Source organism: Hyphomicrobium sp. 01T421 (assembly GCF_056398805.1).
Window position 1 is genome coordinate 2,420,643 of record NZ_JBFTQC010000001.1, and the last position, 23,267, is coordinate 2,443,909.

Annotated in this window: 23 protein-coding genes; 20 read left to right on the forward strand and 3 right to left on the reverse strand. The window is 59.2% G+C overall.

The genetic code is table 11. The features are described 5' to 3' along the window. Positions 1-17: 17 nt before the first annotated feature. The 7 genes from cbiE to AC1DK3_RS11210 all read left to right on the forward strand — a co-directional run bounded on the left by cbiE (position 18) and on the right by AC1DK3_RS11210 (position 5,597). Positions 18-1,241 (forward strand): precorrin-6y C5,15-methyltransferase (decarboxylating) subunit CbiE, encoded by a 1,224-nt coding sequence (cbiE, locus tag AC1DK3_RS11180; RefSeq protein ID WP_477192270.1) that lies wholly within the window; start codon positions 18-20, stop codon positions 1,239-1,241. Further along, positions 1,238-1,624 (forward strand): cobalamin biosynthesis protein, encoded by a 387-nt coding sequence (locus AC1DK3_RS11185; RefSeq protein WP_477192271.1) that lies wholly within the window; start codon positions 1,238-1,240, stop codon positions 1,622-1,624. The genes cbiE and AC1DK3_RS11185 overlap by 4 nt, the downstream gene beginning before the upstream one ends. Then, entirely contained in the window at positions 1,621-2,376 is a 756-nt protein-coding gene (gene cobM, locus AC1DK3_RS11190) for a precorrin-4 C(11)-methyltransferase (RefSeq protein ID WP_477192272.1), read from the forward strand. Before AC1DK3_RS11185 ends, cobM begins: the two co-directional genes overlap by 4 nt. Before the next feature lie 15 nt (positions 2,377-2,391). After that, entirely contained in the window at positions 2,392-3,723 is a 1,332-nt protein-coding gene (locus AC1DK3_RS11195) for a cobyrinate a,c-diamide synthase (RefSeq protein WP_477192273.1), read from the forward strand. A 213-nt stretch (positions 3,724-3,936) separates the two neighbouring features. Next, positions 3,937-4,119, forward strand: a complete 183-nt coding sequence (locus tag AC1DK3_RS11200; protein WP_477192274.1) for a NepR family anti-sigma factor — start codon at positions 3,937-3,939, stop codon at positions 4,117-4,119. Beyond that, a complete protein-coding gene (locus AC1DK3_RS11205; RefSeq protein ID WP_477192275.1) occupies positions 4,106-4,660 on the forward strand; it encodes a sigma-70 family RNA polymerase sigma factor in 555 nt (184 codons plus the stop codon). The genes AC1DK3_RS11200 and AC1DK3_RS11205 overlap by 14 nt, the downstream gene beginning before the upstream one ends. A gap of 130 nt (positions 4,661-4,790) precedes the next feature. After that, complete coding sequence (locus AC1DK3_RS11210; protein ID WP_477192276.1) at positions 4,791-5,597, forward strand: response regulator; 807 nt, start codon at positions 4,791-4,793, stop codon at positions 5,595-5,597. Between the two features lie 67 nt (positions 5,598-5,664). On the opposite strand, the gene AC1DK3_RS11215 is transcribed toward AC1DK3_RS11210, so the two are convergent. Beyond that, positions 5,665-6,102: a PRC-barrel domain-containing protein gene (locus AC1DK3_RS11215; RefSeq protein ID WP_477192277.1), complete on the reverse strand. Its 438-nt coding sequence runs from the start codon at positions 6,100-6,102 to the stop codon at positions 5,665-5,667. Between the two features lie 642 nt (positions 6,103-6,744). Here AC1DK3_RS11215 and AC1DK3_RS11220 point away from each other — a divergent pair. After that, on the forward strand, positions 6,745-8,178 hold the full coding sequence (locus tag AC1DK3_RS11220) for a sensor histidine kinase (RefSeq protein WP_477192278.1): 1,434 nt from the start codon (positions 6,745-6,747) through the stop codon (positions 8,176-8,178). A 19-nt stretch (positions 8,179-8,197) separates the two neighbouring features. Here AC1DK3_RS11220 and AC1DK3_RS11225 read toward each other — a convergent pair whose 3' ends face one another. Then, entirely contained in the window at positions 8,198-8,629 is a 432-nt protein-coding gene (locus AC1DK3_RS11225; protein ID WP_477192279.1) for a response regulator, read from the reverse strand. Positions 8,630-8,720: 91 nt separating this feature from the next. Further along, on the reverse strand, positions 8,721-10,475 hold the full coding sequence (locus AC1DK3_RS11230) for a sensor histidine kinase (protein ID WP_477192280.1): 1,755 nt from the start codon (positions 10,473-10,475) through the stop codon (positions 8,721-8,723). A 982-nt stretch (positions 10,476-11,457) separates the two neighbouring features. Between AC1DK3_RS11230 and AC1DK3_RS11235 the strand changes: the two genes are divergently transcribed. From AC1DK3_RS11235 to AC1DK3_RS11290, 12 genes are all read left to right on the forward strand, one after another. Beyond that, complete coding sequence (locus AC1DK3_RS11235) at positions 11,458-12,033, forward strand: DUF2796 domain-containing protein (protein WP_477192281.1); 576 nt, start codon at positions 11,458-11,460, stop codon at positions 12,031-12,033. 2 nt (positions 12,034-12,035) lie between these two features. Next, complete coding sequence (locus AC1DK3_RS11240; RefSeq protein WP_477192282.1) at positions 12,036-12,794, forward strand: ABC transporter ATP-binding protein; 759 nt, start codon at positions 12,036-12,038, stop codon at positions 12,792-12,794. Further along, entirely contained in the window at positions 12,791-14,050 is a 1,260-nt protein-coding gene (locus AC1DK3_RS11245) for an ABC transporter permease (protein ID WP_477192283.1), read from the forward strand. The genes AC1DK3_RS11240 and AC1DK3_RS11245 overlap by 4 nt, the downstream gene beginning before the upstream one ends. Positions 14,051-14,079: 29 nt before the next feature. Next, entirely contained in the window at positions 14,080-14,655 is a 576-nt protein-coding gene (locus AC1DK3_RS11250; protein WP_477192284.1) for a DUF3299 domain-containing protein, read from the forward strand. Positions 14,656-14,898: 243 nt separating this feature from the next. Beyond that, positions 14,899-15,933 (forward strand): sulfate ABC transporter substrate-binding protein, encoded by a 1,035-nt coding sequence (locus AC1DK3_RS11255; RefSeq protein ID WP_477192285.1) that lies wholly within the window; start codon positions 14,899-14,901, stop codon positions 15,931-15,933. 293 nt (positions 15,934-16,226) lie between these two features. Beyond that, positions 16,227-16,949 carry an RBBP9/YdeN family alpha/beta hydrolase gene (locus tag AC1DK3_RS11260; protein WP_477192286.1) on the forward strand — a complete coding sequence of 241 codons (723 nt, stop codon included), beginning with the start codon at positions 16,227-16,229 and terminating at the stop codon, positions 16,947-16,949. 207 nt (positions 16,950-17,156) lie between these two features. Then, entirely contained in the window at positions 17,157-18,413 is a 1,257-nt protein-coding gene (locus AC1DK3_RS11265; protein ID WP_477192287.1) for a porin, read from the forward strand. Between the two features lie 242 nt (positions 18,414-18,655). Beyond that, positions 18,656-19,291: a helix-turn-helix domain-containing protein gene (locus tag AC1DK3_RS11270; RefSeq protein ID WP_477192288.1), complete on the forward strand. Its 636-nt coding sequence runs from the start codon at positions 18,656-18,658 to the stop codon at positions 19,289-19,291. 224 nt (positions 19,292-19,515) lie between these two features. Further along, complete coding sequence (gene cysT / locus AC1DK3_RS11275) at positions 19,516-20,349, forward strand: sulfate ABC transporter permease subunit CysT (protein WP_477192289.1); 834 nt, start codon at positions 19,516-19,518, stop codon at positions 20,347-20,349. Continuing rightward, the gene (gene cysW, locus AC1DK3_RS11280; protein WP_477192290.1) at positions 20,349-21,245 is read left to right on the forward strand and encodes a sulfate ABC transporter permease subunit CysW; all 897 of its coding nucleotides are present in this window, start codon (positions 20,349-20,351) and stop codon (positions 21,243-21,245) included. Before cysT ends, cysW begins: the two co-directional genes overlap by 1 nt. Beyond that, on the forward strand, positions 21,242-22,339 hold the full coding sequence (locus tag AC1DK3_RS11285; RefSeq protein WP_477192291.1) for a sulfate/molybdate ABC transporter ATP-binding protein: 1,098 nt from the start codon (positions 21,242-21,244) through the stop codon (positions 22,337-22,339). The genes cysW and AC1DK3_RS11285 overlap by 4 nt, the downstream gene beginning before the upstream one ends. Beyond that, positions 22,336-23,265, forward strand: coding sequence for a CysB family HTH-type transcriptional regulator (locus AC1DK3_RS11290; protein WP_477192292.1), 930 nt, complete (start codon positions 22,336-22,338; stop codon positions 23,263-23,265). The genes AC1DK3_RS11285 and AC1DK3_RS11290 overlap by 4 nt, the downstream gene beginning before the upstream one ends. Positions 23,266-23,267: the final 2 nt, after the last annotated feature.

Sequence of the window (23,267 nt, forward strand, 5' to 3'; positions counted from 1 at the left end):
GCCGGGAGGCCAATGCCATGAGCGGACGCTGGTTGTCCATCATTGGCATCGGGGAGGACGGGCGAGCCGGGTTGTCTGCGGCGGCAAACGCGTTGATCGAGCGGGCGGAACTTGTCGTCGGCGGGCGGCGGCATCTGGACCTCGTCGGCGATACTCCGGGTGAAAAGCTGGAATGGGCGAAGCCGCTCGAGGCGACGGCCACGACGATCCTGGCGCGGCGGGGAACGCCGGTCGCGGTGCTGGCATCGGGTGATCCGTTCTGGTTCGGCGCGGGCGCGACGCTTGCGCGATCCATACCGCTAGAGGACATGCAGGTGGTGCCGTCGCCGTCGAGTTTCTCGATTGCCGCTTCGCGCCTCGGCTGGTCATTGCAGGACGTGACGACGCTTGGCCTCAATATGAAAGGGCTGACGCCGCTCATCCGGCGACACCTGCATCACGGCAGGCGCATTCTCGCGCTGGCGCTCAACGGCGATACGGCGCGCGAAGTGGCAGAGCTTTTGACCGGCGCAGGGTTTGGTGAGAGCGTGATCGTCGTGATGGAAGCGCTCGGCGGTCCGCGCGAACGTATTCGAAACGTAAGCGCAAGGGACTTTGATTTTTCCGACGTCGATCCGCTCAATATCATCGGCGTCGACGTCGTTGCGGGCGCAGGTGCCGCACCAATTCCCTACACTGCGGGATTGCCTGACGGTTATTTCGAAAATGATGGACAATTGACGAAGCGCGAGATCCGCGCGGTCACGATGTCATCGCTTCAGCCGGGGGCCGGTCAGTTGCTCTGGGATGTCGGAGCCGGGAGCGGGTCGATTGGCATTGAATGGCTGCTCGCGCATCCGGCCAACACGGCAATTGGCATCGAGCGTGACGCTGAGCGCGCGGCGCGTGCCGTTAGAAATGCGGTTGCTCTGGGTGTGCCGCATCTCGACATTCGCGATGGCGCGGCACCCGAAGCGCTGAGCGGTCTCGCTCAGCCAGACGCGATCTTCATCGGTTGTGGCACGGCGGGCGGCGGAGTTATTGAGGTTTGCTGGAAGGCATTGAAGCCGGGCGGGCGGATCATCGTCAACGCCGTGACCATCGAGTCGGAGGCTGCATTGCTTGTCGCATATCACGAGCATGGTGGATCGTTGACGCGCTTCAGCGTCGAACGAGCGGAGGCTGTGGGGCGGTTGACTGCGTGGCGTCCAGCTATGCCGGTTTTACAGTGGGTCTCCTCAAAACCCATGGATAGCGCATGATTGCTATCGGCATAGGCGGCAACAGTCTTGCAAGCGAGCGAGATTTTCGCGACGCCATCGAGTCGGCGCGTCGTGAACTCGAAGGGGGCGATACGGTTGCGACACTTGCCACCGCCTCTTTTGCCCCTCGCGCCGAAGCCGCCGCAAAGGAAGCGGCCGTTCCCTATCGCCCCTTGATGTTGATTGCGCTGCGCGGGAGAAGCGGAGACTGCGTGACGCGCTCCGAGCGATCCCTATCGCTCTATGGCATCAACTCGATCGCGGAAGCCGCGGCATTATTTGCAGCCGGGCCTGGTTCTCAACTCGTCATGCCGAGACGCATCATCGGAAATATCACGGTTGCGGCGGCGAGATCTGTCGATGCTGGAAGGCGGCCGAAATGACAGTGCATTTCATTGGCGCGGGTCCTGGAGCACCCGATCTCATCACGGTGCGCGGACGCGATCTGATCGCTCGCTGCCCGGTTTGCCTTTATGCAGGCTCGCTCATTCCGGAGGGTCTGCTGGCGTATTGTCCGGCGGGAGCCGAAATCGTCAATACCGCACCGATGACGCTCGATGAGATTGTTGCGCGGATCGTTCAGGCGAACGGCGACGGCCACGATGTGGCGCGGCTTCATTCCGGCGACCTGTCGATCTGGAGCGCGCTCGGCGAGCAGTTGCGCCGCCTCGATGAACTCGACATCGGCTATACGATCACTCCCGGCGTGCCCGCATTTGCCGCCGCTTCAGCGGTATTGGCTCGGGAGCTGACGCTTCCCGAGGTTGCTCAATCCGTGGTGTTGACGCGCACGTCGGGCCGGGCTTCGGCTATGCCGCAAACGGAGACTATCGAAGCCTTTGCGGCTACGCGGGCGACGCTTGCGGTGCATCTTTCAATTCATGCGATCGAAGACGTGGTACGCCGTCTCATGCCTTTCTACGGCCCGGATTGTCCCGCGGCCGTCGTTTGCCGCGCAACGTGGCCGGATGAGCAGATCATTCGCGGCACGCTTCAAACGATCGCTGCGCAGACGGCTGAGGCGGGGCCGGAGCGAACAGCGCTGATTTTGGTCGGCGAGGCGCTCGGGTGCGATGATTTCCGAGAGAGCGCTCTTTATAGCGTCGATTATCGCCGTCGCTTTCGCGGCGGCTAGAGTGGGCGGTTGAGCATGCCTGAGACTGTGACGCTGCCGCGCGGACTGATGATTGCGGCACCGCGCTCGGGTTCCGGGAAAACGACCGTTACGCTCGGCCTGCTTCGCGCGCTCGTCCGGCGCGGGCTCAAGGTGCAACCGTTCAAATGCGGTCCCGATTACATCGATCCGGCGTTTCATGCAGTTGCGGCGTCCAGGCCATCGTACAACGTCGACAGCTGGGCGATGAGCTGGGATCGTGCGGCCGATGTTCTGTCGCGTTCGGCAAGCGGCGCGGACGTCGTTGTTTGCGAGGCCTTGATGGGCCTTTTCGACGGCGTTTCCAAAGCGGGGGCGTGGGGCAACGGTGCGAGCGCCGACCTAGCCGCCAAGACGGGTTGGCCTGTCATCCTGGTTCTCGATGTTTCCGGCCAATCGCAAACGGCGGCGGCCGCCGCTCGCGGTTTCCAGGGCTTCCGCGAGGGCGTGACGATTGCGGGGGTCGTACTCAATCGCGCCGGTAGTCCGCGCCACGTGCGTTTCGCGTCGGAGGCGCTCGAAGCGGCGGGGCTTCCTGTTATCGGAGCCCTGCCGAGGGAAAAGACCGTGGTGCTGCCGGAGCGGCACTTGGGGTTGGTGCAGGCCGAGGAGACGGCGGAAATCAATTCCCGCCTCGATGCGTTGGCGGACTTCATCGAGGCGCATGTGGATGTCGACCGCCTGCTGCAGCTCGCCAGTCCCGGAGCACTGAACTCAGCGTACGCCGGAAGTCGCGTGAACGTCGTTCCGCCAGCGCAACGGATTGCGCTGGCGCGGGATGCGGCATTTTCCTTCGTCTATCCGCATCTCCTCGAGGGCTGGCGCGCGGCCGGCGCGGAAATCATTCCGTTTTCGCCGCTTGGCGACGAAGCACCCGATCCGGACGCCGATCTCGTCTGGTTGCCAGGCGGCTATCCGGAGCTTCATGCCGGCGCATTGGCGAATGCTCACCGCTTCAAATCGTCCATGACCGAATTCGCGCGTTCACGTCCGGTTCACGGAGAGTGCGGAGGATATATGGCACTTGGGGCGGGTCTCATCGATGCGGCAGGCCAGAGCCACGCGATGATAGGTCTTTTAGGGCTTGAAACGTCGTTCGCGGCCCGGAAAATGAACCTTGGGTATCGCCGGGCAGAGCTTGTGGCGGACTGCCCGCTAGGCGTGGTTGGCGAGATTTTGATGGGACACGAGTTTCATTACGCCGGCGTTGTCTCGTCGCCGGACGCCCCCCTGTTCAAAATGCAGAATTCGGATGGGGATACGCTTCCTGCCGGCGGGAGCCGCAGGGGGTACGTTACGGGCACGTTTTTTCATTTTATTGATAAATAGCGGGCGCGTTCTTCGGTTTTCCCGGCTAGATTTCCAAGATCGCGCGCATGCCGCCGACATGACAAGTTAACGAAGGTTCCGGAACTTTTTCGAACCTTGTGCATTTAGGTTGTCTGGAACCCGGCGTGCGCACACGAGTATTTCGGAATTCCGTCAATAGGGTCTTGAAAGATGGGCACGGGCAGTGATCCCAAACGAGGGGATTCAATCACTATGCAGGCACCGCTACCGGTGGAGCTTCAGGGTCAGATAGGGCAGCGCTTAAGGGAAGCCTATATCGAACTGATTAACGAGCCTGTCCCGGATCGGTTCGTTGCGCTTCTGCAAAAACTCAAACAGCATGAGGACAAGCAGCTCGAGGAGAAGAGCAAGGAGGAAAGTCGTGACCAAAAGTGACGACGACCTACAGGCTCTCTTGATCGGGGCCGTTCCCAATCTGCGCGCATTTGCGAATTCGCTTTGCGGCGATCCAACGCGTGCCGACGATCTCGTGCAGGATACGCTCGTCAAGGCTTGGTCCAATCTCGATGGATTCGAGAAAGGATCGAACCTGAAAGCGTGGCTGTTCACGATCCTGCGCAACACCTATTTTTCCGAACTTCGCAAACGCCGCCGCGAGGTCGAGGATGCGGACGGCGCAATGGCGGAGCGGATGTCCGTTCTGCCGGAGCAGCACGTCCATATGGATCTGGTCGATTTCAAGAAAGCGTTCAACGTGCTCAGCGACGATCAGAAGGAAGTTTTGCTGCTCGTCGGTGCGGAAGGTTTCTCATACGAAGAAGCGGCCGAAATCACCAACGCTGCAGTCGGCACGGTGAAAAGCCGCGTCAACCGCGCCCGCGTGGCTCTGAACAAGGCCCTCGGGTTTGAGGCTGGTGAAAATTTCAATTCCAATAGCGAGTTCGTCGGCGTTACGCGGGCGGTTAGCCGGGGTTAACTCCGGGATCACTCGTGCAATTGAGACGGACAGCATGATGGGGTACACGGACGTAACGCCCTGCCGGAGATGATCGGGTGCTCCGGCACGAAAGATCATCTTGTCGTTAAACGAGATTACGAGGTGCAAAATGTCGATAGCCGAATCCATAGCTCCCCATTTGCCGTATTTGCGCCGGTACGCGCGCTCGCTCACGGGCAGCCAGCAATCGGGCGACAACTACGTCGCGGCGGTGCTCGAAACATTGATTGCGGATTCCGATGCGTTCGACAGATCGATCGCGCCGCGCGTCGCGCTTTATCGCACTTTCACCAAAGTCTGGAATTCACTCGCAGTAAACCGTGTGTCGGATGACATGCGTCAGCTCGACAAGCCGCTGGCAGAGCGGCGGCTCGATTCGATTACGCCCCTTCCGAGACAGGCCTTCCTTCTTGTTTCAGTGGAAGGATTTTCAACGGCGGAAGCCGCTCAGGTTCTCGACGTTACTCCCGCCCACGTGACGGAGCTCTTACAGCTGGCCGGCGCGGAAATCGCGGAGCAACTCTCCGCAGACGTGCTGATCATCGAGGACGAGCCGCTGATTGCGATGGATCTCGAAGCGCTGGTCGTCGATATCGGCCATCGCGTGCAGGGCGTCGCGAGGACGCATCAGGAAGCCGTCGCGGAAGTCGCAAGGAAGGCGCCGTCTCTGGTTCTCGCAGACATTCATCTGGCGGATGGAAGTTCGGGGCTTGAGGCCGTGAATGAAATTCTCGAGACGATCAGTGTTCCTGTTATTTTTATCACCGCATTCCCCGAGCGGTTGCTGACGGGAACCAAGCCGGAACCGGTGTTCCTCATAACCAAACCGTTCGAGCCTGCCGTCGTGAAGGCGATGATCAGCCAATCGCTCTTCTTCGGGCTTCGATCGAAGAAATCTGGTCAACGCGCTGCGTGACGGATTTCGAAATCTGAAGAAAAAAGGGCGCGGTTCCGAATGGGAGCCGCGCCATTTTTTATTCGATTTATTGGGTTTGTGATGGAGTTTGCGTTGCGTCAGCCGGCTTTTTCGCCGAGGAATTTTCAGTCCAAACGTAGTTGGGCGCGCCGGACAGATTATCCTTGCTGGCTTCGATGACGGCGACGCGAGTGCCGTCCTTGTCGGAGAACTTCAGTTCATTATAGGGAATGCCGACGTTCTTTTCTCCGACGCCTAAAAAGCCGCCTACGCCGATCACAGCGGTGCTGATCTTTCCTGCCTGGTCGAGAACGAGATAGTTGATATCTCCCAGCTTGTCGCCGGCGGTGTTTTCGACGCGCAACCCAATAAGGCTTGACGTGCTCTGCTCGCCGGTGGATTGCGTTTTGACGAACGAAAGGGCCTGTGCCGATGAATTGACCGCTACGGGCGATATAGCAAGTCCGGCGATCACGAAAGCACGGCTCAAGGTCAGTTTGTTCATTGTTGCTCATCTCCTAGTGACGTTACGCTCGGTCAATCGCATTCAAGAATTGTTTGTTCCGTTCTTTCAGATCATTTGCCTATTGATCAAATTAGGGCTCCTACCGCGCGACAAATTGCTGCCAAGGCGCGATGCCTAGTCGCGATGCCGGGTGTATGACGATGGGGTGCGCAAAAAAAATGAGTTCGCGCCGCCCGGGGGAAAGCGGTCGCGAACTCTCTTAGGTGATGCCGTACCCTGGGCCACGGGGGAGTGGGGAGGGAGTATGTGGGCACGGCCACATTGAAAGAACGTAGCGCGCGAGCATCGGTTCCCGAGATATTTGGCCGGATTTTTGGGGAGCCAAGGCTGGCTGAGGAACTAGCTTGGTTTCGATTTAAATATGGTGATGCGACTTACTGACCAATATGCAATTAAATTGAGCAGATCGGCTCTGCGAAATGTGGAGCGAGTTCGAAAGATCTGATCAGCCCAATCGTAGTATCGTTGTAAAAAAAAATGGCCTCACAAGCGGTTGGCACGACGGCGAAGTCGTGCCATTGCATAAGCTTCCCTCAATCAATGCTTCCATAGGTTATGGCCCGCCATCACATATCGCGGAGATTAGCAGCGTTTCTAACGTCGAGCGCGACGCGAACGCTGTTGGTCTGGGTTTCGATTGCCGTCCTGTCCGGTCTTGCAGCAATCGTTGCCTGGCAATGGACAGTTGCAGCCGGCGATCGCGTGGCACAGACGCTGATCTATCAGCAAGGCCTCACCAAGTGGCTCAGCGCGGCGCAAGATCTCGAGATTGCGCAGCGGGGATACCTGCTCACCAGGGATCCGAAATATCTCGCGTCGTATGAGGCGGCGAAGAAGGCGGTCGACGATATCCACTCCGATTTCGTCCGGCTCGGGCGGAGCGACAGAGAACTGCTTAAGCGGATCGAGGCTGTCGATAAGGTGCAGCAGGAGCACCTATCGTCGATCGACAAGAGTATTTCGGACGTTGCAAAAGGCAGTCCAAATGCAGCGGCGGAGCTAGCCGCGAATAATTTCGACATCGGACTCTCGGACCGGTTGCGCGACCAGATCGAAGCCACGGAACGGGAACAGCACCGCCTCTTCGAAATGCGCGTGGCGCAATTCCACGATCAAAGCTTTTGGCTTCTGGCTGCAATGCTCGCGATATTGCTCGCTTGCGCCGCTTTGGCGATGGTCGCGTTGATACGCGAGCGGCAGCGCGTGGCGGCGCTCGAAATCACCGCTCTGACGCTGACCTCCGCGAATAGGTCGCTGGAAGCGCGCGTCAAAGCGCGTACCGAAGAGCTTGCAATCGAGCGGGATCGCGCCGAAGGCGAACGAGAGCGCGCTGAAGCGCTGCTACGGGATGTGACGCATCGCATCGGCAATACGTTGTCGCTCGTAGTCGGATTCATCAACCTACACATCAGGCACACGTCCGATCCGAAGTCTCTCAAAACTCTCACAGGCGCGCGTGATCGTATCCATGCGATCGCGAGTGCGCAGCGGCGTATGAACGTCGTCAACGATCTTGAACTGGTACGCATCGATACGCTCATTCAAGCCGTGTTGGACGATGTGGTCGAAACGGTCGGCGAAGGGCGCATTGCGCTGACGGTCGATGTTCCGCCGCTTCTTGCGCCTGCTCAGGTCGCGACGTCGCTGTGCGTGCTGACGCAAGAATTCGTCGTGAATTCCTTCAAGCATGCCTTTGGCGAAGATGGTTCAGGCCATGTCGGCGTTCGCCTTCACCGGTGCGGTGAAACCGGAGCTGAGCTTATTGTCGAAGATGATGGCAACGGGGTCGGTGCCAACCTCTGTCCGGCTGCGGGTGACGAGATGGATAAGCTGCTGCACGGAAGCGCCAGTCATGCGGGCGATGGATTGGGAACTAAAATCGCAGCTTTGCTCACTCGTCAATTCTCTGGAGCGATCGCCTACGAACAGGTTCGCCCGGGACATGTCAGGCCGGGGACGCGCGTCACGATCAAATTGACGGACTTGGTGTTGTCGGTTCCGGAGGATGAGCCAGCGGCACGCCCGATGAAAGCGGCGAAGACCACAACGGCGTAGGAAGCGTTGCGTAGCTTTCTCAGCTCACTTTCCAGCGCTCGGCGTATGCTGGCGAAAGCTCCAAGGCGCGCGGTTTCCGCCGTTGCGAGCTACCCGCTTCCATGCAGTCAACGACGAATGCGATCGCCGATTTCACGGAATGTTCGGAGTATGGCTTCGTCAGGATACCGCAGGCCGACGAGAAGTCTGCCGGCACGTGGTGCGGGTTCGACGTTGTAAAAATCACTGTCGCATGCGCGTCTTCGCTAAGGTGGCGCGCGACGGCCGGGCCAGTCATCCCATCACTCAGTTGAACGTCGACGAATGCCAGATCGCACCTTGTCGTCTCTGCAAGCTTGAAAGCCCGACGAGACGAACCCGCAATCCCTACGACTTGATGACCCAAATCGGTGACGATCGCTTCGAGTTCGTCAGCGACGATCGCTTCATCTTCGGTGATGAGAATTTTCATGGCGCCCCCCGTTATTGCCCCTACGCCCGAAAACTTGCGAGCGCGGCCGCGGTTCCATTGAATGGGCGACGTTGTTGTTAATGGACGTTGTTTAGACTTGGCCCGAGCTTTTGGGAGCGTACCCGATGTTGACGAGAGGGCCGGTCAACGTCCACGTGAACTCGTCAGCATTACCGACAGCGCGAGCAGAAAGCTTGAGGCCTTGGGTGGAGAAGCGCTCGACGACCGACATACCGTATCCCTTCGGGCCATCGGCGACGAATGGTGGCCCGCTGGTTTCGCGCCATGAAATTAAAATCGTTGCGGGATCGGGAAATGACCACGAGAGCCGCACCTTGCCGGTTGCGGTAGACAATGCCCCGTGCTCGACGGCGTTGAGCGCAAGCTCGGTCAGGACCATTCCCAATGTCTGGGCGGCCTCCGGCGTGAGCATTACCGGCGGCCCCTTGATCGCGACGCGATCGGCGTCGGTACGTGCGACTGCGCCGATCTCAGCCGACGCCAAAGTCGCAAGATCGACGTTTTGCCAATCTGAAGCAACGATCAGATCCTGAGAGGCGGCGAGGCCTGCGACGCGAAGTGTGAAATCCTTGAGATGAGATTTGACGTCCACCGCATCGCGGGCCGTCAATCGTGCCATCGCGAGGATCAAAGCCAACAGGTTTTTCGAGCGATGCGAAACTTCGCGGAGGAGGGCGTCAGTGCGCGTGAGGCTCAGCTTCTGGTCTGTCACGTCGTAGGCAACGCCCGAGAGAGTCTTTACTTCCGTTTCCTCCGTTTCGGTCGGCGCACCGCGGATCGCGATCCAACGGGCATCCCCGTTGCGGCGGCGAACGCGAACCTCTAGAGCGAGGGGTTTCGACCCAGCAATGACGGCGCCAATCGCCTTCAGCAATCGGCGGCGATCACAGCGCTCGACCCGGCGGATCAGTGTGCGCGCCGGGTACTCGTATGCAGGCTCGAGATCATTAAAAATGTCGGCAATTTCTGTATCCCAACGGATATTTCCCGTCGCGAGGTTCCACTCCCAAACGCCGACATTGCCCGCGCGCAACGCCTGGCGGAGCCGCTGTTCCCTAGCTCCATCCGGTGCACGATGATGGGGTGGCTTATCCTGGCTGTCGAACTGCAAGGGCATGCCTGCTGATTGGTCTGCTGTTTCACCCCATCGCCGCCTCGCGGGGGTCAAGTTGCTAGCGTTCGGGTCTTCCAAAATGTTCCGCGTCAGCCACGTCGCGCCGGCGAACGACGCAACTGCCAACAATGAGGAAAGCGTGACAAACGTTATCCAGTTGCGTTCAGCGTGCAGTTCCACCGCTTTTTCTGGAATTTGAGCAGCAACTTTCCAGCCGAACTGTGAAGTTTCCGCAACGGCTTGTACGAAGGATGTACGGTTCTGTTCATTGGGACTTGCCGCCGCGTCTGGCTTGGCGCGGGTTCTGGCAAGTATTTGACCATCGGGCCCAATGACGGAAATCGCCCATGGGCCGCCGGATGCGAATTTCTTGAGCGCGGAGGCAAAAAATGTCGACGGGATGCGCGCCTGGATGAGGACGGGTTTCGCATCGCTCGATGCGGCGGCTAGCCAGACATCGAGCGCGTCCTCATACGCCGTGATTTGAGGCGCTTGCTTCGACATAGCGGCCGCCGCGGCGGATCGGGCGGCGCCATCGAGCGTAATCAGGCCCGAATCGAGGCCGCCGACGGCTGACAAGAGGTCGAGCTTTTCGCTTCTCGTGAAAAGCAGGATGCCTTTTCGGTCGAGTTCAGCGCGTATGCGACTTTCAGTGTTTTGAGTGACGTCCTCCGCCGGGAGCGCCTTGAGCGTGCGGATAAGGGTGTCCATTTGATCGTCGACGAAACTTGCGGCGAGCAAAGCGCGCGTGCGGGCGTCTGCCTGCAGAACTGTAAGTTCTTGGGAATGCACCGCGCTCAGTAGATAGGAAGCAAGGCCGAGGGTTGGAATGAGAAACCCCAGCCAGACAAGGCAAGCCGTCGCCCTGAAAGACAGCCGGGAAGTGCTAATAGATTGGCCTAGGAATTTGGATGGCCGGAGCCGGCCCTCCCTCCCCGGTGGAGCATTATTCACGATTTTCTTCTTATCGCTTGGAAGGGATAAACAGACTCTCTCTTGAGACGAAATGCACAAAACCTTCAATGGTTCCAATTTTTAAGGGAACGAGGCATTTTGCCGAACGCGCTGCGGTCCTCGAGGGGATAACTATGAAAAGCGGGGGGTATTCGCCACGATTGCGACACAGGAACAGTCGAATGCTGAATACGTAAAAAACGGCCGGAGATCATGACCGCATCGCGACTCCGTATTAGGCTTGTTTTGCTGACGCTGTTTGCCTTCAGCGTGCAGTTGGCCGTTGCGTCTTACCATCGCCATACGAGCCGCGAAATCGGCGCTCGGTCCATCACTGCCTTTGCGGGCCATTGCGTCTCAACGGCCGCGAAGCCTTGCCCGCCCGCCAGTGACGATCACGATGGCTGCCCGTTGTGTTGGGCGGCGGCTATTGCCGCGACGTCGCTCGTGCCTTCGCTTTTTGATTTTCCCGCGCCCTCTGAAATTGCCTTTGCTCAGCTTCAGGCACCTCTCAGCACCCAGTGCTGCATAATGCGCTGCTACGAGCAGCGCGCGCGTGGTCCTCCCGCGGCGAATGTCGTCTGACATCCGAAGATCGCTCCGGCGTCTTCGTTTCCCAACCAATAGCCTTTTCGTATCCGGCCGTGTCTCGCGCGATTTTCAATAGCGCGCCGACGCTGCTGGGCTGACACCGCGCAATGACGCGTGCCAGCGCATCATCATCCGATTGGAGAGAACGATGTCGAAAGTTTTGTCAGGTCTAGCCTCGATGGCCATGCTGATTACCGTTCCTGCTTTCGCAGATCAGGCTGAGCACAGGCAACTCGGCCCGCACGTGCACGGGCAAGGGACGCTCGATATCGCCATCGAGGGAAACAAAATCGAAATGGAACTTGTTTCTCCGGGCATGGATATCGTCGGCTTCGAGCACATCGCTTCGACTGACGAGCAGAAAGCGGCGGTCGAGAAGGCGAAGGCAAAGCTCGCCGACGTATTGGCCGTTTTCAAACTTCCCGCGGCGGCCAATTGCAAGGCAGAGACGGCCAACGTCGAGAACCGGAAGGAAACGCATAAGCCCGGCGAGAAGGACGACGATGATGATGATAAGCCCGGCGCGCCGCAGCACTCGGAATTTCATGCGACATACACGATCACCTGCGAAGCGCCCGAACGCGTGACCGGTCTCGAGACTGTCTATTTCTCGAACTTTGCCGGCGCGCAGCTTCTGAACGTCAACGTCACGACATCGAAGGGACAAACGCAGGCGCAGATGACGCGCGATAAGCCAACCCTCGATCTTACGGGCGCGATGTGATTATGAGCGACATCATCGTGTCTTCACGCGATACGCGGATAGAGGGCGAAAGCCCTCTTGATGCGGTTTCGTTTTCGGATGTGCGGTATTCGTGGCCCGGACCATCGCCGTTCTCGCTGACGATCAAGAAATTCACGCTGGGGCGCGAGGAAAAACTTTTGCTCGTCGGCCCATCGGGAAGCGGTAAGAGCACGTTTCTCAGTTTGCTTGCGGGAATTGTTGCGCCGAGCGAAGGGCGGATCGATGTGCTTGGAACGGAGATGGCAAAGCTCAGCGGTTCCGGGCGCGACCGGTTTCGCGTGGACCACTTCGGCATCATCTTCCAAATGTTCAATCTGCTCCCTTACGCATCTCTCATCGACAACGTGCTTCTTCCGCTCCGGTTCTCGCGCACGCGGCGGGCCAATGCGCTCGCCGATGGTTCGCTCGATGCGGTCGCGAGGGGTTTGCTTGCGGCGCTTGGTCTCGACGAGACGGTTGTCGCGACCGTCAAAGCGGCGAGCCTGAGCGTCGGTCAGCAACAGCGTGTCGCCGCGGCGCGGGCGCTGATCGGCGCGCCGCCAATTCTCGTTGCAGACGAGCCGACTTCCGCACTCGATCGAAACACGGAAGAAGCGTTTCTGAAGCTCTTATTCGCGCAAAGTGAGAGGGCCGGTACGAGCGTCATCATGGTCAGCCATGATGAAGGATTGGCCCCGCATTTTGACCGCGTGGTGCGTCTTCAGGACATTGCCGTCTCATCGCGAGGTGCCAAGCAATGATGATCTTTCGCCTCGCATTTCAATCGTTGATGAACCGTTGGGTGACGGCATGCCTGACGGTCCTCGCGATAGCGTTCAGCGTCATGTTGCTGCTCGGCGTCGAGAAAGTGCGCACAGGAGCGCGGCAAAGCTTCGCCGATACGATTTCGGGAACGGATCTGATCGTCGGCGCGCGTAGCGGCAGCCTCAACCTGCTTCTCTATTCCGTTTTCCGGATCGGCAACGCGACCAACAACGTCACGTGGAAGAGCTATCAGGACATCGCGAAGATGCCTGAAGTCAAATGGATCGTTCCGATATCGCTTGGGGATAGTCACCATGGCTTCCGCGTGCTCGGAACGAACGGCGATTACTTCACTCATTACAAATTTCGGCGCGGACAGAGCATGACGTTTTCTGCCGGTGGTCCGTTCGCCGATTTGTTCGATGCGGTCATAGGGTCCGACGTTGTCGACGCGCTCGGCTACAAAGTGGGCGACAAGATCGTCGTCGCGCACGGCGTCGGATCGATCTCGTTCGTCGAACACGAGGACAAACCGTTCCGCGTTTCCGGTATTCTCGCGAAGACCGGGACGCCGATAGACCGGGCGGTTCACGTCAGTCTCGAGGCCATCGAAGCCATTCACGTCGATTGGCAGAGCGGGGCGCCGGTTCCGGGTGAAAGCATCTCGGCCGATGCGGTTCGCAAGATGGATCTCACGCCGCACGCGATCACGGCGGCGATGGTCGGTCTCGACTCGAAGCTTGCGACATTCAAGGTTCAGCGGCGGATCAACGATTATGCCGAGGAGCCGCTGTCGGCGATCATGCCGGGCGTCGCGCTGCAAGAGCTGTGGGGTCTCATCGGTACGGCAGAGACGGCGCTATCGGCCGTCTCTGCGATGGTCGTCGCGACGGCGCTGCTCGGGATGGTGACGATGATCCTGACCACGCTCAACGAGCGGCGACGCGAAATGGCTATCCTGCGCTCGGTCGGGGCAACGCCCACAACGGTGCTCGGCCTGCTTGCGGCCGAAGGCGGGCTGCTGACGCTTGCCGGCGTCATCACGGGTACTGTCGGCCTTTACGTGGGTCTTTATCTGGCGCGTCCGTACATCGATCACGCGTACGGGCTGAGCCTCGGAATCGATCCGCCGCGCGCCGACGAATGGCTGAAGCTCGGCTTGATCGTCGCCGCCGGTTTCGTCGCTGGATTGTTACCTGCGATCCGTGCTTACCGGCTGTCTCTGGCGGACGGTATGATGGTCAGAGTGTGAGTACGCTCGTTTCTTGAAAGGATGCGGATATGGCATCGAAATATATTATCGCTCTGAGCGTCGTGCTCAATCTGTTGCTCGCGGTCGCGTCGTCGTCGAACGCTGCCGCCGATACGCCACGGCAACTCAAGTGGGCCGATCTCGTGCCGAAGAGCGTTCCGGCGGCGTCGACAATGCAGTCCAAGACGTTTTTCGGCGGCTCGGTGCCGCCGACGACGGATGCGGGGCCGCCTCCGCCTCCGCTTCCCGAGGGCAAGTTCATGGCGGTTAAGCGCCGGCAGCCTGGCAGTGATCGTCCACCTGCAATCGTTGCGGAGCTTGACGGACAAAGCGTCTCGATCGGCGGTTACGTCGTTCCTCTCGATTTCGATGCGACGACGGTGAAGGAATTTCTTCTCGTGCCATTCGTCGGGGCCTGCATCCACGTGCCGCCGCCGCCGGCCAATCAGATCATCTACGTGAAGACAGACAAAGGGTTTGAAGTCGGCGGTATGTTCGATCCGGTGACGGTGACCGGCAAAATCAACACGAGTGAAGCGTTCACGGGGCTCGCCGACGCCGGTTATACGATCTCGGCTGACAGCGTGGAGCTTAGAAAGCAGTAGCTGCAACAGAGCGGGTGTTTACGTTTCCTGCCCTGAATGCGTCCTCGCATTCTGTGCGGGTGCGACGCGAAAATTTCGCTTTATCGTTCTGCCTTAGATTTCCATTTTAGCGGATGGGAACCCGGCAGCGTTGGGGTTTCGAGCAGCGAAACGTCTAATAAGCTCAGCATTTCTTCTTCGTTCGTCGGCGCGATAGCGGTCGATAGGTTTGCCCTCAAGTCAATTCCAACTTGAGAGGTTCTGATGTCGTTCCTACCCCTGACCCGCCGATCAGCCATCGGGGCCGTGCTGGGCCTCGGCCTCGCCGGGCTTTCCGGTTACGCTTCCGCCGCCGAGATCTCGCTGCTCAACGTATCCTACGATCCGACGCGCGAACTCTATCAAGCGTATAACACGGCCTTCGCGAAGTACTGGAAGGCGAAGACGGGCGACGACATCACCATCAAGCAGTCGCATGGCGGTTCCGGCAAGCAGGCTCGCTCGGTCATCGACGGTATCGATGCCGATGTCGTGACGCTTGCACTCGCGGCCGACGTTGATGCGCTCCACAAGAACGGCGATCTCGTCAAAGCGGATTGGATCAAGAACCTTCCCGACAACTCGGCTCCGTATACGTCGACAATCGTCTTCCTCGTCCGCAAGGGCAATCCGAAGGGCATCAAGGATTGGTCGGATCTCGCGAAGGACGGCGTTGAAGTCGTCACTCCTAACCCGAAGACGTCGGGCGGCGCGCGCTGGAACTATCTCGCAGCCTGGGGTTATGCGCTGAAGCAGCCGGGCGGCAGCGATGCGACGGCGAAAGATCTAGTCGCCAAGATCTACAAGAACACCAAGGTTCTCGACTCGGGCGCTCGTGGTTCGACGACGACATTCGCCGAGCGCGGCATCGGCGACGTGCTGATTGCCTGGGAAAACGAAGCCTATCTCTCGGTAAAAGAGCTTGGCGCTGACAAGTTCGAGATCATTACTCCGTCGATCTCAATTCTTGCTGAGCCGAGCGTCGCCGTCGTCGACAAGGTCGTCGACAAGCGCGGCACTCGCGCGGTCGCCGAGGAATATCTGAAGCATCTCTATAGCGAAGAAGGCCAGGAGATCGCGGCGAAGAACTTCTATCGTCCTCGCGACGAGAAGGTTGCGCAAAAATATGCGAGCCAGTTCGGACCGGTGAAGACGTTCACGATCGATGAGGTGTTCGGCGGCTGGGGCAAGGCCCAGGCGGAGCACTTCAAGGACGGCGGCGTGTTCGATCAGATCTACACGCCCGGCAACAAGAGCTGAACGTCTCTCTAGAACCTGAATTCGTGCGTCGCCTTCTCGGCCGGAAGCTCCTCCAGACCATTTCGGAAAGGGAACTGGGCGACGCACGAAGCAGGACGTTTGATCACTTCGTCACGGAATTCGAAACAATGCTGATGTCAGGACGTGGTCGAGAAAGGTGTTGCGGGTCGTTTGTCCGCTAGCCGGCGCGGGAGCCGGCGACTGCCATTCGAGCGGCGCGCGAAGTCCCGCCGCAGACCCGAACAGACCAGAGCCAATTTCCGTTGGATGGCTCAGCATCAAGGGTGAATTCAATGTCGACAACTCTCATCGTACCAGGCCTTCGATCGAGTGGGCCTACCCACTGGCAAACCTGGCTCGAGCGCCGCGTCAGCGGCAGCGTCCGCATCACGCAGCGCGACTGGAACGATCCTCATCTGCCCGAATGGTCGGCGCGCGTTCGTCGGGAAATTGTGCGTGCAACCGGACCGATCTTCATCGCCGGGCATTCGTTCGGAGCCTTGGCCGCCGTACAGGCCGCAAGCGATCACGCTGAGCGAATCACGGGAGCACTTCTTGTCGCTCCGGCGGATCCGGAAGCCTTCGGCGTCGCCGAATTCCTGCCGACGAACCCTTTGAGCTTTCCCGTCATCCTCGTTGCGAGCAGAAACGACCCTTGGATGGCAATCGAGAAGGCGCGTCGCTGGGCTGATCTCTGGCGAGCCGATTTCGTCGATCTCGGCGATGCCGGGCACATCAATTCCGAGGCCGGCTTCGGCCCGTGGCCCGAAGGTCTCGCGCTGCTTGAAAGGCTACGGCGAGCCGGTGAATTTCGCTCGGCAGCTGAACGGCTTGCGGCTTTGGATTTGTCTCAGTCTCAGCCGTTGCAACGGCATTCGCTCGCTCGCAGGCGATACGTGTTGGGCCGGGGCGCACAATCGATCGATCATCGCGATCTCGACGGCGCCGCGGCGCTGCTTCGCGCGGCCGGTTGGACCGTGGGTGCCCCCAGGGTGACAGCCCAAGGTGCAAGATAGTCACTCCGCTATAACAGATGCGCGCACAACTGAGGATATGTAATTGACTTGGGAAAGGGATCGTAAAAAATATCAGGGAAATCAATGATCTAATTAGAGATTAATCTAATTAAACAGACGGGGGTCTGAAGTCAAATGGCATTAGTGCAAAGAAAGGGGCGCCACTGGGGTCTGTGGGYAGCTGCCTTGATGGTGGGTGGATGGGCGATGCCTGCCGCCGCTGCCGATCTTGGTGGCGATTGCTGCGCGGATCTCGAAGAGCGCGTTGCGGAACTCGAAGCTACGACGGCTCGCAAGGGTAACCGCAAAGTCAGCCTGACGGTTTCGGGCTGGGTGAACGAGAACGTGATCTGGTGGGACGACGGCAGCGAGAGAAATACTTACGTCGGCACGAACCCTGTTGAGCAATCCCGTTTCCGCTTCATCGGCGACGCGAAGATCAACGCGGATTGGTCGGCGGGTTATGTGCTTGAGATCGGCATATGGGGCGGCAACAGCGGTAAGGCCGACCAGTTCAACCCGGATGGCGCGACTGGCGCCAACAGCCTTTCGGTTCGCAAAAGCAACTGGTACTTGAAGAGCAAGACGTTCGGTAAGCTTTCCGTCGGTCAGGAAAGCACGGCGACCTATCATTTGCTCGACGATGCCGACACGACTTTGACGCGTAACTTCTACGACGCTGAAGGTCCTCCGGACTATCTTCAGTCGTTTTACCTCCGCGATAAGGCTGGGAACCAGATCGGTGGTGGTTCCGGCTTGAAGTGGGGTGACGCGCTTCGCGGTTTCAACAACTCGACGCCGGGTGATGACGGACGCCGGAACGTCGTGCGCTACGAGTCGCCGACATTTGCGGGCTTCAACGTTGCGACGGCCTGGGGCGAAGACGACATCTGGGATGTCGCGTTGATCTACAAGGGCGAAGCCGGAGATTTCAACTACAACGCACGGGCCGGTTATGGCCAGTCGACGGATGGTTTCTCGACACCTTGCCACGGTTCGGGCTCTTCGCCTGATAACGCTCTCAATTGCGAGTGGTGGGGCGTGTCTGGCTTCATTCAGCATGCTCCGACCGGCCTGTTCGTCTACAGCGGTTTTGGCAAGCAGCACGATGGCTCGAACAACCCCGCCGTCGATGCGGCTATCCTCGAAAAGGACAGCACGACCTGGTTCGTTCAGGGTGGTATCGAGAAGAAGTGGATCCCGCTGGGTAAGACCAACGTCTTCGGTATGTATCGTCAGGACGACGCGGGTTCGAACGTAAGCAATACGGGCAGCATCAAAACAACGGGTGCCAACATTGATTTCTGGGCAGTCGGTGCTGCGCAGAACATCGAAGCTGCTGAAGCGACCCTCTACCTCGTTTATCAGCATGCTGATGGCGATGTGACGGTCGGCACCAACACGTCAGCCACCGAGTTGTCGGCGATGCAGCAAGTCATCGGCGGTATGAAGATCAACTTCTAGGACGGCTCGGCCGTTTGGAAGTCAAGAACGTCTGACGCTCCCGTCAGATCACTGCGAGAAGGATAGCCGGATGGTTTTCCTTCTCGCATTTTGCGCGGAACACGCGCCGCCGCTTTGAGCCATGCTCGCGGCAAGCAATTCCCTCATAAGCTCATAACTTCTTCTTCGTTCCGCCGGTATCGCAGCTCGGTTATCCGTATTTGCAGACGCAAAACGAACTGCGAAAGCCGGCGGCGATGGTAATGGCGAGAAAAGAAGATTTCGAGACTCTTGAAGGTGCAGACAGCGGCCCGGCGAAGCTTTCCATCATCGTCGGGGAAAATTTGCGTCATCTCAGGCGCAAGAGCGGGCTGTCGTTGGAACAGCTTGGTCTCATCTCGGGCGTCAGCCGCGCGATGCTCGGGCAGATCGAAACAGGCAAGAGCGCGCCGACGATCAACCTATTGGGGCGCATTGCCGAGGCGTTGAAGGTCTCGGTGCCAAGCCTCATTTCCAGTCCGGGCGTGGGCGGCACGGTCGTTGTCCCGCGCGACCGGGCGACGGTGGTTTCGTCGAGCGAAGGCGGTTTCGTCAGCCGCGCACTTTTCCCCTGGGGGGATCCACAACGCATTGAAATTTATGAGGTGACGATCGGCGCGCAGCATCGCGAAGTGTTCGCGGCGCAGACGGCGGGCGCCAAGAAGAACCTCGTCGTCGTCAAGGGCACGGTCGAGATCGTCGTGGGGGAGGATTCTCCTGCTCGGTTGATCGAGGGGGACGCGATCCTCTTCAATGCGGATACTCCGCATCATTTTCACAATCCGGGGGACGATGACGCAAAAGCATTCTTGGTCGTAACGGGGCTTGATGGTTCCAACTCGCGGGGCCGGCAGGGTTAAGGCGGCCGCGACCCGAGCAACCCCCGATAATCTCATATGCTTAGCAGCTATTGTTCGTTAGCCGAGGGGCGGCTCTCAAATAGTGTGCGCAGCGTTTGTTTTAGCAGAAAGACGAGTGAATGACCTTCGACGGGACCATTTTTGGCAGGGCGCTTTCCTGGGCCGGCGTCTTCGCGGCAGCCGGATTTGTCGTCGTGCTGGCTGTGCTGATTTAAGGGGCGGGGATGTTTGGGGTCAATAAGAGGGTGCTGCCGGGCTTCGGGCTATCGCTCGGGTTTACGCTTGCGTACCTGTCGCTGATCGTTCTCATTCCGCTGTCGGCCGTCTTTCTCAAGGCATCGACGATGAGCTGGGATGAATTCGTGAATGCGGTTGCCGCGCCGCGCGTCATCGCGTCGTATAAATTGACGTTCGGGGCATCGTTTTTGGCGGCGGCGATCAACGCCGTTTTCGGTTTGCTGCTCGCCTGGGGTTTGACGCGCTATACGTTTCCCGGCCGTAAGATCGTCGACGCGCTCATCGATCTTCCCTTCGCGTTGCCGACGGCTGTTGCGGGTATCGCGCTGACCGCGATCTACGCAAAAAACGGATGGATTGGTGCGTTTCTCGAACCGCTCGGAATCAAAATCGCTTTCGGACCTCCGGGCGTTCTCGTCGCGCTGACTTTTATCGGGCTGCCTTTCGTTGTCCGGACGGTTCAGCCGGTGCTGGAAGATCTTGAAACAGAGTATGAGGAGGCCGCCGCGAGCCTCGGGGCGACCCGCTGGCAGGCGTTTCAGCGCGTGATGTTTCCGACACTCTTTCCGGCGTTGCTGACCGGCTTCGCGTTGGCATTTGCGCGCGCCATCGGGGAATACGGATCGGTGATCTTCATCGCGGGCAATATTCCGATGGTTTCCGAAATCACACCGCTGATCATCATCACGAAGCTCGAACAGTTCGATTACAAGGGCGCGACCGCCGTTGCGTCCGTCATGCTGGTCATCTCGTTCCTGATGCTGCTCGTGATCAATGGCCTTCAGGCGTGGACCGCGCGACGTACGGGGAGGGCGATCTGATGGCTGTCGTTGCTGCAACGTTTGACGCTCGGTCCGATACCGCCAGTAAATTCGAAGCCAATGCGGCGACGCGGGATTCGGCTTGGGTGAAGTATTTGGTGATCGGCCTCGGGCTCACCTATTTCGCCGTCTTCCTTTTGCTGCCCTTGATTGCGGTGTTCGTGGAAGCCTTTCGAAAAGGCGCGGGCACTTATTTCGCGGCACTCGTCGAACCCGACGCGCTGTCGGCAATTCGTCTGACGATCCTGGCGGCGGCAATTGCCGTGCCGTTCAATCTTATCTTCGGGGTGTCGGCCGCCTGGGCGATCGCGAAGTTTCAATTCCCCGGCAAGAATTTTCTGATCACCCTCATCGATCTGCCGTTTTCCGTATCGCCTGTGGTTGCCGGTCTGATCTACGTGTTGGTGTTTGGATTGCAGGGCTGGTTCGGTCCGTGGCTGCATGAGCACGATATAAAAATCATCTTCGCGGTGCCGGCCATCGTTCTCGCTACGATTTTCGTCACGTTTCCGTTCATCGCGCGTGAGCTCATTCCGTTGATGCAGGCGCAGGGACGCGACGAGGAGGAGGCTGCGATATCACTCGGCGCCTCGGGCCTTCAGACCTTCTGGCGCGTGACAATTCCGAACGTGAAATGGGCGCTGCTTTACGGGGTCATCCTGTGCAACGCTCGCGCGATGGGCGAGTTCGGTGCGGTGTCTGTCGTCTCCGGACATATTCGCGGCGAAACGAACACGATGCCGTTGCACGTCGAGATTCTCTACAACGAATATCAATTCGCCGCCGCCTTCGCAGTGGCATCGCTATTGGCGCTACTGGCGCTGGTAACGCTCGTTTTGAAAACTTACGTCGAGTGGCGCTCCCACCGTCCGGTTGCCGAGGAACAGGTTTCATGAGCATCGAGGTCATTGGCGTCAGCAAGACGTTCGGCACGTTCAAGGCACTGAACAACGTCTCGCTCAATTTTCCGGATGGAGAGCTCGTCGCGCTTCTCGGACCGTCGGGTTGCGGAAAGACAACGCTGCTGCGCGTCATCGCGGGCCTCGAGCATGCCGACACCGGGCGCATCGTGCTCGACGGCGCGGACGCGACAGAGAAGGATGTGCGTCAGCGCCGGGTCGGATTCGTCTTTCAGCATTACGCGCTCTTCCGGCACATGACGGTGTTTGAAAACATCGCTTTTGGTCTGCGCGTTCRCCCGCGCCGTGAGCGGCCAAGCGAAAAGGATATTCGCGCGAAGGTCACCCGGCTGCTCGATCTCGTGCAGCTCGGATGGGTGGCGAACCGCTTCCCGTCGCAGCTTTCCGGCGGTCAACGGCAGCGCATCGCGCTCGCCCGGGCTCTCGCCGTCGAACCGCGCGTACTGCTTCTCGACGAGCCGTTCGGCGCACTCGACGCCAAAGTCAGAAAGGAGCTGCGGCGCTGGCTTCGCACGCTCCACGACGAACTGCACATCTCGTCGATATTCGTGACGCACGATCAGGAAGAGGCGCTCGAAGTTTCCGACCGGATCGTTCTCGTCAACAAAGGGCAAGTCGAGCAGATCGGCACGCCGAAAGAGATCTACGAGCAGCCGGCGACGGCGTTTGCTTATAGCTTTATCGGCTCGGTTAACGAATTCCGCGGCCGCGTCGACGGTGACTTCGTGCGTGTCGGAGATGAGAAACTGCGCTTCCAGACGGGAACGTTCAAGAACGGTCAAGAGGTCATCGCTTTCAGCCGTCCTCATGATACCGAAATCATTGCGAACCCGCAGTCTGAAGACGGCGTTTCTGCGAGCATCAAGAGAATTCTTGGCACCGGCTCCGTCGCGCGGGTAGAACTTGTGGCCAACGGCGACGCCCGCGAGGGCCGCAAGGAATTCTTCGAAGTCGAAATTCCGGGCTCCGATGTTCAGTCGCTCGGGCTATCGACGGGCCAGCACGTCAAGCTCAGAGGGCGGCGGTTGAGCGTATTTGCAGATCTGAACGGAACACAGGCCGCATCGTGAACTTCCAGCAACTCCGCATTATCCGCGAAACGCTCCGCCGTAATTTCAATCTTACCGAAGTCGCGAATGCGCTCTACACGTCGCAATCCGGCGTTTCGAAGCATATCAAAGACCTCGAAGACGAACTCGGGGTTGAGCTGTTCGTGCGGCGTGGCAAGCGGCTTCTCGGTCTTACCGAGCCCGGCAAAGAGCTGGCGTTGATCGTCGACCGGATCTTGCTCGATACGGCGAACATCAAACGGCTTGCCGATCAGTTCGCAGGGTCGGATCGCGGCGAGATTCTCATCGCAACGACGCACACGCAGGCGCGTTATGCGCTGCCGGGGCCGATCGCGGCGTTCCGGAAGGAGTTTCCGAACGTCCATCTTGTTTTGCATCAAGGGACGCCGAGAGAAATCGCGACGATGCTCAACGATGGCACGGCCGACATTGGTATTGCCACAGAGGCGCTGGAAGACACCGCCGAGCACGTGACCTTTCCATTCTATTCCTGGCATCACGGCGTGATCGTGCCGAAAGGGCATCCGCTCGAAACGCAGACGCCGGTGACGTTGGAGAAGATCGCCGATTGGCCGATCATCACGTATCACGAGGGCTTCACGGGGCGCCCCGCGATCGATGCGGCGTTCGCCTCGGCCAATCTCGCGCCTGATATCGTGATGGTTGCGCTCGACGCCGATGTCATCAAAACGTATGTCGAAGTCGGTCTCGGCATCGGCATTGCTGCGTCGATGTCTTACGATGCGAGCCGTGATACGGGCTTGACGCTTCTCGACACGACGCACCTTTTCCCGAAATCGACGTCGCGTATTGCGCTCCGCCGCGGCCGCTTTCTGCGCGGCTTCGCCTACCGGTTCATCGAGCTTTGCGCGCCGGATCTCACCGAGAAGGTCATCAAGGATGGCATCGCTTCGCCGTCCGAATGACG

Excerpts from the sequence above, each read along its gene's own strand:
- cbiE (WP_477192270.1), top strand. The coding sequence starts at position 18 with ATGAGCGGACGCTGGTTGTCCATCATTGGCATCGGGGAGGACGGGCGA.
- AC1DK3_RS11185 (WP_477192271.1), top strand. The coding sequence starts at position 1,238 with ATGATTGCTATCGGCATAGGCGGCAACAGTCTTGCAAGCGAGCGAGAT.
- cobM (WP_477192272.1), top strand. The coding sequence starts at position 1,621 with ATGACAGTGCATTTCATTGGCGCGGGTCCTGGAGCACCCGATCTCATC.
- AC1DK3_RS11195 (WP_477192273.1), top strand. The coding sequence starts at position 2,392 with ATGCCTGAGACTGTGACGCTGCCGCGCGGACTGATGATTGCGGCACCG.
- AC1DK3_RS11200 (WP_477192274.1), top strand. The coding sequence starts at position 3,937 with ATGCAGGCACCGCTACCGGTGGAGCTTCAGGGTCAGATAGGGCAGCGC.
- AC1DK3_RS11210 (WP_477192276.1), top strand. The coding sequence starts at position 4,791 with ATGTCGATAGCCGAATCCATAGCTCCCCATTTGCCGTATTTGCGCCGG.
- AC1DK3_RS11215 (WP_477192277.1), bottom strand. The coding sequence starts at position 6,102 with ATGAACAAACTGACCTTGAGCCGTGCTTTCGTGATCGCCGGACTTGCT.
- AC1DK3_RS11225 (WP_477192279.1), bottom strand. The coding sequence starts at position 8,629 with ATGAAAATTCTCATCACCGAAGATGAAGCGATCGTCGCTGACGAACTC.
- AC1DK3_RS11230 (WP_477192280.1), bottom strand. The coding sequence starts at position 10,475 with ATGGACACCCTTATCCGCACGCTCAAGGCGCTCCCGGCGGAGGACGTC.
- AC1DK3_RS11235 (WP_477192281.1), top strand. The coding sequence starts at position 11,458 with ATGTCGAAAGTTTTGTCAGGTCTAGCCTCGATGGCCATGCTGATTACC.
- AC1DK3_RS11240 (WP_477192282.1), top strand. The coding sequence starts at position 12,036 with ATGAGCGACATCATCGTGTCTTCACGCGATACGCGGATAGAGGGCGAA.
- AC1DK3_RS11245 (WP_477192283.1), top strand. The coding sequence starts at position 12,791 with ATGATGATCTTTCGCCTCGCATTTCAATCGTTGATGAACCGTTGGGTG.
- AC1DK3_RS11250 (WP_477192284.1), top strand. The coding sequence starts at position 14,080 with ATGGCATCGAAATATATTATCGCTCTGAGCGTCGTGCTCAATCTGTTG.
- AC1DK3_RS11255 (WP_477192285.1), top strand. The coding sequence starts at position 14,899 with ATGTCGTTCCTACCCCTGACCCGCCGATCAGCCATCGGGGCCGTGCTG.
- AC1DK3_RS11260 (WP_477192286.1), top strand. The coding sequence starts at position 16,227 with ATGTCGACAACTCTCATCGTACCAGGCCTTCGATCGAGTGGGCCTACC.
- AC1DK3_RS11265 (WP_477192287.1), top strand. The coding sequence starts at position 17,157 with ATGCCTGCCGCCGCTGCCGATCTTGGTGGCGATTGCTGCGCGGATCTC.
- AC1DK3_RS11270 (WP_477192288.1), top strand. The coding sequence starts at position 18,656 with ATGGCGAGAAAAGAAGATTTCGAGACTCTTGAAGGTGCAGACAGCGGC.
- cysT (WP_477192289.1), top strand. The coding sequence starts at position 19,516 with ATGTTTGGGGTCAATAAGAGGGTGCTGCCGGGCTTCGGGCTATCGCTC.
- cysW (WP_477192290.1), top strand. The coding sequence starts at position 20,349 with ATGGCTGTCGTTGCTGCAACGTTTGACGCTCGGTCCGATACCGCCAGT.